The sequence below is a fragment of the Aeromicrobium panaciterrae genome (assembly GCF_031457275.1).
Lineage (GTDB): Bacteria > Actinomycetota > Actinomycetes > Propionibacteriales > Nocardioidaceae > Aeromicrobium > Aeromicrobium panaciterrae_A.
In genome coordinates, this window is the sequence record NZ_JAVDWH010000001.1 from 1,622,700 (window position 1) to 1,634,435 (window position 11,736).

General features: G+C 63.9%; 13 protein-coding genes. All 13 read left to right on the top strand.

The features are described from left to right. The first annotated feature begins 62 nt into the window (after positions 1-62). The 13 genes from J2X11_RS08415 (at position 63) to J2X11_RS08475 (ending at position 11,734) form a co-directional block, all read left to right on the top strand. Positions 63-422 (top strand): single-stranded DNA-binding protein, encoded by a 360-nt coding sequence (locus tag J2X11_RS08415; protein WP_309969339.1) that lies wholly within the window; start codon positions 63-65, stop codon positions 420-422. After that, a complete protein-coding gene (locus J2X11_RS08420; RefSeq protein ID WP_309969341.1) occupies positions 419-1,420 on the top strand; it encodes an HAD-IIA family hydrolase in 1,002 nt (333 codons plus the stop codon). Before J2X11_RS08415 ends, J2X11_RS08420 begins: the two co-directional genes overlap by 4 nt. Next, on the top strand, positions 1,417-1,638 hold the full coding sequence (locus tag J2X11_RS08425) for a hypothetical protein (RefSeq protein WP_309969344.1): 222 nt from the start codon (positions 1,417-1,419) through the stop codon (positions 1,636-1,638). Before J2X11_RS08420 ends, J2X11_RS08425 begins: the two co-directional genes overlap by 4 nt. Further along, the gene (locus tag J2X11_RS08430) at positions 1,635-2,459 is read left to right on the top strand and encodes a TlyA family RNA methyltransferase (RefSeq protein ID WP_309969347.1); all 825 of its coding nucleotides are present in this window, start codon (positions 1,635-1,637) and stop codon (positions 2,457-2,459) included. The genes J2X11_RS08425 and J2X11_RS08430 overlap by 4 nt, the downstream gene beginning before the upstream one ends. Beyond that, positions 2,456-3,370 (top strand): NAD kinase, encoded by a 915-nt coding sequence (locus J2X11_RS08435; protein WP_309969350.1) that lies wholly within the window; start codon positions 2,456-2,458, stop codon positions 3,368-3,370. The genes J2X11_RS08430 and J2X11_RS08435 overlap by 4 nt, the downstream gene beginning before the upstream one ends. Then, positions 3,370-5,055: a DNA repair protein RecN gene (gene recN / locus J2X11_RS08440; RefSeq protein WP_309969353.1), complete on the top strand. Its 1,686-nt coding sequence runs from the start codon at positions 3,370-3,372 to the stop codon at positions 5,053-5,055. The genes J2X11_RS08435 and recN overlap by 1 nt, the downstream gene beginning before the upstream one ends. Positions 5,056-5,098: 43 nt before the next feature. Further along, positions 5,099-6,292, top strand: coding sequence for a putative cytokinetic ring protein SteA (gene steA / locus J2X11_RS08445; RefSeq protein ID WP_309969356.1), 1,194 nt, complete (start codon positions 5,099-5,101; stop codon positions 6,290-6,292). Then, on the top strand, positions 6,289-7,170 hold the full coding sequence (locus J2X11_RS08450) for a copper transporter (protein ID WP_309969360.1): 882 nt from the start codon (positions 6,289-6,291) through the stop codon (positions 7,168-7,170). Before steA ends, J2X11_RS08450 begins: the two co-directional genes overlap by 4 nt. Before the next feature lie 140 nt (positions 7,171-7,310). Further along, positions 7,311-8,981, top strand: coding sequence for a CTP synthase (locus J2X11_RS08455; protein ID WP_309969363.1), 1,671 nt, complete (start codon positions 7,311-7,313; stop codon positions 8,979-8,981). Continuing rightward, positions 8,978-9,586, top strand: a complete 609-nt coding sequence (locus tag J2X11_RS08460; RefSeq protein WP_309969366.1) for an NUDIX hydrolase — start codon at positions 8,978-8,980, stop codon at positions 9,584-9,586. The genes J2X11_RS08455 and J2X11_RS08460 overlap by 4 nt, the downstream gene beginning before the upstream one ends. After that, a complete protein-coding gene (gene xerD / locus J2X11_RS08465) occupies positions 9,583-10,503 on the top strand; it encodes a site-specific tyrosine recombinase XerD (RefSeq protein WP_309969369.1) in 921 nt (306 codons plus the stop codon). Before J2X11_RS08460 ends, xerD begins: the two co-directional genes overlap by 4 nt. Before the next feature lie 56 nt (positions 10,504-10,559). Next, entirely contained in the window at positions 10,560-11,408 is an 849-nt protein-coding gene (locus J2X11_RS08470) for a ParA family protein (RefSeq protein WP_309969372.1), read from the top strand. Positions 11,409-11,443: 35 nt separating this feature from the next. After that, positions 11,444-11,734 carry a hypothetical protein gene (locus J2X11_RS08475; RefSeq protein ID WP_309969375.1) on the top strand — a complete coding sequence of 97 codons (291 nt, stop codon included), beginning with the start codon at positions 11,444-11,446 and terminating at the stop codon, positions 11,732-11,734. Positions 11,735-11,736: the final 2 nt, after the last annotated feature.

Below are 11,736 nucleotides of genomic sequence, written 5' to 3' on the forward strand. Positions count from 1 at the left end.
CGCGTCCACAGCACGAAATCTGCACTCTGCCCCTCGCCATTGGTGAGGGGCAGAGTCGTTTCATGACCCAAACACACAATCACGTGAGCTTGGCGGGCCGCGTGTCCGCTAGTCCAGAAGCCCACATCCTGCCCAGTGGCGACGAGGTCGTCTCGTTTCGCCTGATCGTGCAGCGGAGTCCGGCTGCACGGCGACGGTCCAAGCAACCTGTCGACACGATCGACTGCGCTGCCTGGACGACTGCCATGAGGCGTGCTGTTCGAAAGCTCGAAGCCGGAACAGAGGTCGTGGTGACCGGCGAGATCCGCCGACGATTCTCGCGAGGAGCGAGCGGACCGACCAGCCGCGTGACGGTTGAGCTCGATTCGTGCCAGAGGGCTGAGCGAGCGTCAGACAAGGCGGCGGTAGCCTCATCGTCATGACCTTGGGCTCGAGCGACCGACCGTTGAGCAGGGCCTACGACCTTGCGATGCTCGACCTTGATGGGGTTGTCTACGTCGGCCCGGATGCCGTGCCTGGTGCAGTCGAATCTCTTGGTGCAGCGCGAGCGAGTGGCACGCAACTGGCGTACATCACGAACAACGCTTCGCGGACGGCTGCCGAGGTTGCTTCGCATCTGCGCGAGCTCGGCTTGTCGGACGCCGAAGACGGTGACGTGGTCACCTCCGCCCAGGCCGTCGCGCATCTCGTTGCCGATGCACTTCCAGCCGGTTCGCCCGTGCTTTTGGTGGGCGGGGAAGGACTGCGTCAGCCTCTGGAAGAACGTGGTCTGCGATGCGTGGCGACGTTAGATGATGGTCCGCTCGCCGTGGTCCAGGGGTTCCACCCGGATGTCAGCTGGGTCCAGCTGGCAGAAGCGTCCTATGCCATCGAGGCCGGTATTCCGTGGTTCGCGAGCAACACCGATCTCACGATCCCGACAGCTCGTGGAGTCGCACCTGGCAATGGCTCACTCGTCCAAGCGATTTCCAACGCGACCGGTACGAAGCCGACTGTTGCGGGCAAGCCCGAAGCAGCGCTGTTCCGCGAGACGCTCGAGCGCTTTGGTGGCGAGCGACCGTTGATGGTTGGCGATCGCCTCGACACCGACATCGATGGTGCGATCGGAGCCGACATCGACACACTGTTCGTGCTCACAGGGGTCAACGGTCTGCAGGATGTGATCGATGCCGGCGTCGGACATCGGCCGACCTACATCTCGTACGACCTGGGCGGGCTGAACGAAGCGCATGCACCCATCCAGATCGAGGGATCGACGGCACGTTGTGATGGGGCATCGGCGCAGGTCAGTGATGGTGTCCTGACCATCGAGGCGGCTGACCGCAGCACATCGGGTTTCCGTGCAGCCGTGGGACTCGCGTGGCATCTTGCCGATCACTCCGGCCAACACGTACGGCTCGATGGGACAATGAAGCCATGACCGAGACGCCTGCCGACGACGTGACGACCCCCGAGCCAGAGTCGGCCGAGGTGGAGTCAACAGGCAACGAACGAATCGACGAGGCTCTCAAGCGACTCGAGTCACTCGACGAGCTCGACATCAACGACCACCCGGAGCAATTCGACGCCATCCATCAGGCTCTCCGTGAGTCGTTGGCAAGCGCAGGTCGTGACGGGGACGCACCGGAGTCACCATGACCCGTCGGCTTCGACTCGACGCTGAACTCGTACGTCGAGGACTGGCGAAGTCGCGCGACCACGCCGCGACATTGATCGGTGAAGGATCGGTTTCTGTCGCAGGCTCGGTGGCGACCAAAGCAGCCACGGGAGTCACCACGGACCAGGCAATCGTGGTGCGCACGAGCTCGGGACCGACCTATGCATCTCGCGGCGCCCACAAGTTGTTGGGTGCACTCGAGGTCTTCGAACCTCTGGGCCTCAACGTCGAGGGACGTCGGGCGCTCGACGCCGGTGCCTCGACCGGTGGGTTCACCGATGTTCTGCTGCGCAAGGGCGTACGCGAGGTGGCTGCAGTCGACGTCGGCTACGGACAGTTGGTCTGGGCACTGCAGTCCGACGATCGTGTTCACGTCTTCGATCGCACCAACATCCGCAACATCGAGGCAGGTGACATTGGGGGAGAGGTAGGGCTCGTCGTGTCCGATCTGTCGTTCATCTCCCTTACGGTGGTCATGCCGGCATTGACGCGGGTGTGCGAGGACGGAGGCGACATCGTGCTGATGATCAAGCCGCAGTTCGAGGTTGGCAAGAGCAACCTCGGCAAGAACGGCGTGGTCCGCGATCCACTTCTGCATGCCGATGCCGTCCACCGCGTGTGCTTGTCAGCCTCGGAGCTCGGATGGGGGACACGCGCGTTGGCGCCGAGTCCGCTTCCGGGTCCTGCCGGCAACGTCGAATACTTCTGCTGGCTGCGCACGGACGCCGAACCTCCCTCGATTGATGCTGCCCATGACGTTGTCGCGGCCGGCCCGCTCGACACTTCGAGGACGCCATCATGAGGACGATCCTGCTTGCGGTGCATGTCGCTCGCGACGAGGCCACGAAGATTGCTGCGGCCTTTGCGGCTGATCTGCGGGCTGAAGGTCTCGACGTACGCATCCTCGACACAGAAGTTGATCAACTCAGGGCCGCGGGTCTTGAGGCGACTGATGTTGTCCCGTCGGCTCCTGGGGCTGCTCAGGGCTGCGAGCTCGCGGTTGTGTTCGGTGGTGATGGCACGATCCTGCGCGCCGCCGAGCTGTGCCGAGGCACCGATACGCCGGTGCTCGGAGTCAACCTGGGACACGTCGGCTTCCTGGCTGAGGCCGACGCCGAAGATCTGCACGACGTCGTACGCGGCGTTGTGGATCGCAGCTTCACCGTCGAGGAGCGTTTGACGGTCGATGTCGCGGTCACGGTGGGCGGCGAGATCGTTGCGACCAACTGGGCACTTAACGAAGCATCCGTCGAGAAGGCGGCCCGCGAGCGCATGCTTGAGATCGTCGTCGAAATCGACGGTCGGCCCGTGTCTCGCTGGGGCTGCGACGGTGTCGTCTGTGCAACGCCAACCGGCTCGACCGCATACAACTTCAGTGCGGGCGGACCGATCGTCTGGCCCGAAGTTTCGGCGCTGCTGATGGTTCCGATCAGTGCTCATGCTCTGTTCGCGCGACCACTCGTGGTTTCGCCCGACTCGACTTTGGCAATTGAGATCGTCGGCGAGCAGTCCACTGGAGTCCTGTGGTGCGACGGTCGACGTGCGGCTGATTTGCCGTTCGGCGCACGAGTCGAGGTCCGCAAGGGCGCGACACCCGTACGTCTGGCACGCCTCCAGCCCGCATCGTTCACGGATCGCCTCGTGCGCAAGTTCGACCTCCCCATCAATGGCTGGCGCGGAGCAGCTGAGCGTCGACAGCGCGGTGAGAGCTGATGTGGCAACACCTGCGACTTTCATCGTTGGGAGTGATCGACTCCGCTGAACTCGAGCTGTCCGCGGGATTCACTGTGATTACAGGCGAAACTGGTGCGGGCAAGACCATGGTCGTGACAGCGCTCGGACTTCTGCGCGGCGATCGTGCTGACCTTGGCCTCGTACGACAGGGCGCTGATCAGGCGCGGGTTGAAGCCAGCATTGGCGTTCCTGCGGGAGCGGCGGCCGTCGCGGCAGTTGAAGAAGCCGGCGGTCGGATCGACGACGACGTCGTGATCCTGGGACGCGTGCTGTCTGCCCAGGGCCGGTCGAGGGCACTCGCTGGTGGTGCCACGGTTCCGGCGGCGTTGCTGGCCGAGGTCACCGACGAGCTCGTCGCCGTACACGGTCAATCCGATCAGCACCGCCTGTTGCGTTCGACCGAGCAGCGCTCAGCGCTCGACCGCTTTGCCGGCGCGGAGTTCACCGCTGCTGCTGAGGCCTACGAGCCGGTTTACAGGCGGTGGCGGATCGTCGAGCGAACTCTCAATGAGTTGCGCACGCATGCACAGGAGCGAGCCCGCGAGCTCGACGTGCTCCGCTACGGACTCGATGAGATCGAGCAGGTAGCACCCGAACCGCGCGAGGACGAGACTCTCAAGGCCGACGAGAGCCGGCTTGCCCACTCCGAATCCTTGGCAAGGGCGGCCGATCAGGCGCAACGTGCTCTCGCGGGTGATGGTGATGTGCAGGCGGCACGCACCAAAATCGCCGAAGCATCAACGGCGTTGCGAGAATCCGCCGGGCACGACCCAGCACTCGATGCGCTGGGGGAGCGAGTTCACGAGCTCGGCATCCTGCTCGACGAGGTGGCAACAGAGCTTGCGGCCTACTCCGGTGGTGTTGAGCTCGACCCAGAACGCCTCTCGACGATTCAGGAACGGCGCGCGGCGCTGTCGGGTCTGCAGCGCAAGTACGGGCCAACGCTCGACGACGTAATGGCGTGGGCCGAGAAGAGTGCCGCGAGGCTCAACGAGCTCAGCCACGACGACGCATCCATCGAAGAGCTTGAGGCAGAGCAGGCCCAACTCGTCCCAGAGACGATGCGACTGGCCAAGGTCATGTCGGATCTCCGCACAGAAGCCGCTCAGCGGCTGTCAGGACTCGTCGACACCGAAATCGCACAGCTGTCGATGCCCTCGGCTCGTCTGGTCGTCCAGGTGACTTCTGCGGAGGACGCAGTTCCAGGAGCCCACGGCATCGATGAGGTCGAGTTCCAGTTCGCCGCCAACAGCGGTACGGGACTGCGACCGCTGCACAAGGGAGCAAGTGGCGGCGAGCTTTCGCGCCTGATGTTGGCGCTCGAAGTCGTACTGGCCGATCGCACGACCGTGCCAACGCTGGTGTTCGACGAGGTCGACGCTGGAATCGGTGGCAAGGCGGCAGTTGAAGTGGGACGCCGACTGGCGAAGCTCTCCGAGCATGCTCAAGTCATCGCAGTGACGCATTTGCCTCAGGTGGCCGCGTTTGCGCACCATCACTTCGTCGTGACCAAGGACGACGATGGCACCATCACCAGCAGTTCGGTGGTCGAGCTCGGCGAAGACAATCGCGTCGACGAGCTTGCTCGCATGTTGGCTGGCCAGGAAGACTCCGCAGCTGCACAGGCGCACGCTCGCGAGCTGCTCGAACTCGCGCGCGCCTAGGCCACACGCCGCCGTCGCGCCTCCCGATCATCGCTTGAGGTCCGTGGCAGCATGGTTCGCGATGGCCATCCGCAACCGCAAGACGCCCCTGCCGCCTGAGGCGAAGGGGATTGTGGGCACCGTTCGGTTCGCCCGTCGCGACAAAGATCTCGCCGCCCTCCGTGAGGGCGACATTGCCGTGGTTGACCACCCTGACCTCGACAGTCAGCAGGCCGAGGTGTTGATCGACCGGCGGGTTCGGGCGGTCGTCAACACATCACGATCCAGTTCTGGGCGCATACCCAATGTGGGGCCGCAGATGCTCGCGCACGCGGGAATCACGCTGGTCGACGTGTCCCAGATCGATCTCAGTCTTCGTCTCAAGACCGGCGACACCGTGCGTATTGAGGCCGGCAAGATTTTCAAGGACGAGATCCTGGTTGCCTCAGGGGCGGAGCTCGACCAACAGCGCACCAGCACCGACCTCGCCTCTGCCGAATCCGGCCTCGCCACCAAGCTCGACTCGTTGGCGGCGAATGCGTCTGACCACATTCAGCGTGAGCACGCGATGCTCATTGGCGGCGCACGGATCCCTCGTCTTCGCACCAGACTGCGTCGGCGACCGGTGGTCGTGGTCTCACGAGGACACGATGATGTGGCAGACCTTCGTGGCCTTCGCCGCTACATCCGGGACAGCGATCCCGTCCTGATCGGCGCCGGAGCGGGCGCGGACCTACTTCTGGATTCTGGCTACACGCCCAAGATCGTGATTGGCGCTTTGGACAATCTGTCGGACCGGGCGATTCGCGCCGCCGGCGAAGTGGTCGTGACCACGGCGTCTGGACGCGTCGAGATGCCTGAACGCCTCGAAAAGCACGGCAAGCAGGTGGCCACCTTCGTCTCGACCGGCGCTGACGACGATCTTGCGATTCTCTTGGCAGACACCAACGAAGCATCGGTGATCATCCATGTGGGTGCTCCGGCCGACCTTTCGCAGTTCCTGGATCGGGCTCCGACTGAGGCTGCGCGGATGTTCGTCTCGCGCCTGCGGGCTGGGTCGAAGATCGTCGACGCCAAGGCCGTTCACCATTTCAGCAACGACCGTATGCCGCTCTGGCCCATCACCCTCCTCCTGTTCGCCGGACTGGCTGCCGTCATCACGGCAGTTGGTGTGACTCCGGTCGGACAGGACTGGTTCGACTCGATCGGGTCACAGCTCGGCGACCTCGGCACCTGGATCAAAGGACTTGTCTCGTGATCAACTTCCGCTACCACCTCGTCTCGATTGCGGCGATTCTGCTGGCTCTGGCCGCGGGCATTGCGCTCGGATCTGGCCCGCTGGATGATGCCGGATCCGCGCTGGACGGTGACGATTCGTCGACGACGGCGTCGGCCGATCCTGCGGTGACGTCGTTTGAGTCGGCGTATGCCGCGCGTACGTCGCTCCCGTTGTTCAAGGGAGCGCTCAAGGGTCAGTCGGTTGTGGTGATCACGATGCCTGGCGCGAGCGCGGCTGAGGCCAAGGGCATTTCGACACTGCTGCAGCAGGCGGATGCCGAGGTGACGGGCCAGGTCGAGCTGACGTCCAAGCTCCTGAGCTCATCGAACCGACAGTTCGCCGAGGGTATCGCGCAGCAAGCCGCGACCGATGTTCCGGGAGTTTCTGCGGCTGGAGACAGCTACGGCCGCATCGGCGCAGCACTGGGCCGGGCGATCATGGCCAACAAGACCGCCGCTGTTGACCCCACGGCCACCACGATCCAGTCGGCGTTCGTCGAAGGTGACCTGATCACCCTGACGTCCACTCCGACCAAGCGAGCCACACTCGCCGTCATCCTCACTGCCCCGAAGGCAGGCAACTCCGGAGACCAGGGAAGTGTCGTGGCCGCCATGGCTGCCGCGCTCGACGCCAGCGGCAAGGGTGTTGTCGTCGCAGGGCCTTCGTCCGCGAGCACCGACGGCGGAATCGTCAAAGCCGTACGCGACAGCGATGCAACGAGCAGTGTCTCGACCGTCGATGTGACGGATCTGGCTGCCGGACGCGTGGTCACGGTCCTGGCCGCAGCCAAGGAAGCGTCAGGACTCAGCGGCTCGTGGGGCACCTCCCGCAGCGCTGACGGCGGATTGCCTGACTAAATCTCCCGATGTGGGGCAGCCGACACGCTCGTTGGTAACCAACACGGCGTTCTTCTTGGTAGGCTGGAATCCCGTGGAGGCCTGATGCTTTTCCAAGCATCGTGAGCGCTCGACATCGGTTTTCGACCACGGGAGTCACCTTGGCAGGTAGCGCGGTTACCAAACACGTATTTGTGACCGGCGGAGTCGCATCTTCGCTCGGCAAGGGTCTCACCGCCTCAAGCCTTGGGCGACTTCTCAAGTCTCGCGGTCTCCGCGTGACGATGCAGAAGCTCGACCCATACCTGAACGTCGACCCCGGAACGATGAACCCGTTCCAGCACGGCGAAGTCTTCGTCACCGACGATGGCGCCGAGACCGATCTCGACATCGGGCACTACGAGCGCTTCCTCGATGTCGACCTCGCTGGAATGGCCAACGTCACGACCGGTCAGGTCTACTCGGAGGTCATCGCCAAGGAACGCCGCGGCGACTACCTCGGTGACACCGTGCAGGTCATCCCGCACATCACGAACGAGATCAAGTCACGCATCCGTGCGATGGCTGGTCCTGACGTTGATGTCGTCATCACCGAGATCGGCGGCACCGTCGGCGATATCGAATCACTCCCGTTCCTCGAAGCAGCACGTCAGGTACGCCATGACGTCGGACGCGGCAACGTGTTCTTCCTGCACATCTCGTTGGTTCCCTACATTGGGCCGTCGGGTGAGCTGAAGACCAAGCCGACCCAGCACTCTGTCGCCGCGCTCCGCTCGATCGGTATCCAGCCCGATGCAATCGTGTGCCGCGCAGACCGTGACATCCCCGAGAGCATGAAGCGCAAGATCTCGCTGATGTGCGACGTTGACCAGGAAGCCGTCATCACGGCAGCCGATGCGCCGTCGATCTATGACATCCCCAAGGTGCTGCACAGTCAGGGCCTCGACGCGTACGTGGTGCGTCGCCTCGACCTGCCGTTCCGCGATGTCGACTGGACGCAGTGGGACGAACTCCTTCGCCGCGTGCATGAGCCGGCTGAGGAGCTGACCATTGCGCTCGTCGGCAAGTACATCGATCTGCCTGACGCCTATCTCTCGGTGGCTGAAGCGTTGCGTGCCGGTGGATTCGCCCACGACGCCCGGGTCAAGATTCGCTGGGTGCCGTCAGATGACTGCGAGACCGAGGCGGGTGCTGCACAGCATCTCGGCGACGTCGATGGCATTTGTGTGCCCGGTGGGTTCGGAATTCGCGGTATCGAAGGCAAGCTCGGCGCGTTGAAGTATGCCCGCGAGCGAGGCATTCCAGTCCTCGGCCTGTGCCTCGGATTGCAGTGCATGGTCATTGAATACGCCCGCAACGTCGCTGGCATCGAAGGTGCGAGCTCCTCTGAGTTCGATCCGGAAGCCCCCCACCCCGTCATTGCGACAATGGCTGAACAGCTGTCGATTGTGGACGGCGAGGGCGATCTGGGCGGCACCATGCGTCTTGGCCTGTATCCCGCGACGCTCAAGGCCGGAAGTGTGGTGGCGGAGGCATATGGCGCAGTCAAGGTCGAAGAGCGCCACCGTCACCGCTACGAGGTCAACAACTCCTACCGTGAGCAGCTGGAGAAGGCCGGGCTCGTCTTCAGTGGCACGTCGCCCGACTCGACGTTGGTCGAGTTCGTCGAATTGCCGCGTGAAGTGCACCCGTACTACGTGTCGACCCAGGCACACCCCGAGCTTCGCTCGCGCCCGACAAAGGCGCATCCGCTGTTCGCAGGCTTGATTGGTGCGGCACTCGTACGTCAGCTCGAGACCCGCTTGCCGGTCGAAGAGCAGCAGCTCGCATGACCGACCACCCTCATCTGCCGGGAAAACTTGCCGGCAGCATCCTGAGCGACGCCGAGGCTTCGTGGCCGGTCTCATCGAGCGAGTCGAAGTATGAAAGCCCGTACGTCAGCCTTGGCATCGACACGATTGTTGCCCCGGACGGTGCTGAGCACGCTCGGGCGGTCGTGAGCCCCAATCACGCCATCGGCATTTTGGCGCTTGATGACGAGGATCGTCTGCTGCTCGTCGAGCAGTATCGCCATCCCGTACGTCGACGTCTGCTCGAGATTCCAGCCGGAACTCTCGACGTACCGGGGGAGTCCGCACTCGACGCTTCGATCCGCGAGCTCGCCGAAGAAGCTGACCTGATCGCGGGACACTGGGAGCCGCAGCTCAAGCTGCTGGCGACCCCGGGATATTCGACCGAGGCCTGGCAAGTTTTCACCGCTACCGATCTGAGCCCGGTTCCCGAAGCCGATCGCATTGCGCGCCATGCTGAAGAGGCGGACATGGTCCAGTGGTGGATGCCGTTCGACGAGGCGGTTGACGCCGTACTCGCTGGCCGGATCAGCGACTCGCTCACGGTCGCTGCGATCCTTGCCGCGCAGGTGCTGCGCTCCAAATGAGCATGGATCGGGTCGTCCAGGACTACCTGAGTCACCTCAGCGTCGAGCGCGGCCTGGCTGACAACACGATCCGTTCCTACCGCCGTGACCTGCGGCGATACGTCGACTTCCTCAACGCAGAGGGCCTGACGGAGCCGACAGCGATCACCGAGAACCACATCGCGGCATTCCTTGGGTCGTTGCGTACCGGCGATGACGAGCATTCGGCCCTCGGGACGGCCAGCGCAGCTCGCACCATCGTCTCGGCGCGCGGACTGCATCGCTTCATGGTGCGAGAGCAACTCGTCACGTCTGACGTGACGGCAGCCGTGAAGCCACCACGACCAGCGGCACGACTGCCCAAGGCTTTGCCGCTGAGTGACATTGAGGCGATCCTCGACGCCGCTGGAGCGCCTGGCACGACGCTGTCATCACGCGATCGCGCGCTGCTCGAAGTCCTGTACGGCACCGGCGCGCGCATCTCCGAGGCCGTCGGCATCGACCTGGACGATCTGGATCTCGAGGACTCGACCGTCCTCTTGCGAGGCAAGGGCGGCAAGCAACGCATACTCCCGGTGGGCTCTTTCGCTCTCGCGTCGCTGAGCGACTACCTGACCTCGTCGCGACCGGCGTTGGTGTCAGCCCGGCAGAACTCGCCAGCCGTGTTCCTCAACGCACGAGGTGGGCGCCTCTCACGACAGAGCGCATGGACCGTACTCACGAAGGCGGCCAAGCGTGCGGGGATCACATCGGACGTATCTCCACACACGTTGCGGCACTCTTTTGCGACCCATCTCCTCGACGGAGGAGCCGATGTACGAGTCGTTCAGGAGCTCCTCGGACACGCCTCGGTGACGACGACGCAGATCTACACACTGGTCACAGTCGAGAAACTGCGGGAGATTTATGCATCTGCCCACCCGAGGGCAACACAGTGACGGAATCTGGGCGGTAGAGTGACGCTCGTCCGACGGTCGAGCTGCAAGGGAACCAGATGAGCAAGGAACTTGGACCGACCGGCCGTCCTCTGCCGAACTTTCCGGAGCCCAAGAAGCGCAAGCCCGGCCTGCCCGCGACTGTGATCGCGATGTGCAACCAAAAGGGCGGCGTTGGCAAGACCACGACGGCCATCAACCTCGGTGCCGCACTGGTCGAGACCGGTCGCAGGGTGCTGCTCGTTGACTTCGATCCGCAGGGATCGATGACCGTCGGTATGGGCGTCAATGCGTACGAGCTCGAGCAGAGCATCTATCACGTGCTGATGGACCGCGAGATCGGCATCAAGGACATCATCATGCCGACGTCGATCGAGGGCCTCGACCTGGCGCCTTCGAACATTGACCTCTCCGCGGCCGAAATGCGATTGGTCACCGAAGTCGGTCGCGAGCAGGTGCTCTCACGGGTGCTGAAGCCGATCCTGCATGACTACGACGTCATCCTCATCGACTGCCAGCCGTCGCTCGGCTTGCTCACCGTCAACGCCCTGACCGCAGCCGACGGCGTCGTCGTCCCGCTCGAGTGCGAATACTTCGCGTTGCGTGGCGTGGCTCTGCTCAAGGACACGATTGAAAAGGTGCGCGACCGCACCAACGACGATCTCCAGATCATCGGCCTCCTGGGCACGATGTACGACAGTCGCACGCTGCACGGCAAGGAAGTTCTGCAGACGCTCGTCGAAGGCTGGGGCGATCTCGTGTTCCACACCGTCATCCGACGCACGGTGAAGTTCTCCGATTCGACGGTCGCGGGCGAACCGATCACCGAGTACGCCACGAACTCACCCGGCTCGGCGTCCTACCGTCAACTCGCGCGAGAGGTCTTGGTGCGATGCCCCGGGGCGTGACTGGAAACTCGGGAGGGACCGGCAAGCGTCCGGCGATGCCCGGCGCCGATGAACTCTTCCGTGCAACCGCGAACGATGGCATCGCGGCGGCCGATGACGAGGCCGCGACCGCGAGCGGTCGGGTCAAGCACGACGAGAAGATGACGGTGTACGTCACCGCAGCCGAGCTGCTTGCCGTCGAGCAGGCGCGACTCAAGTTGCGCAGTGAGCTCGGCCGGACGGTCGATCGCGGACGGTTCGTACGCGCCGCACTAGCCCTCGCGCTAGCCGATCTTGAGGCACGCGGCACCGACAGCGATGTCGCCAGACGATTGAGCGAGACGTGACA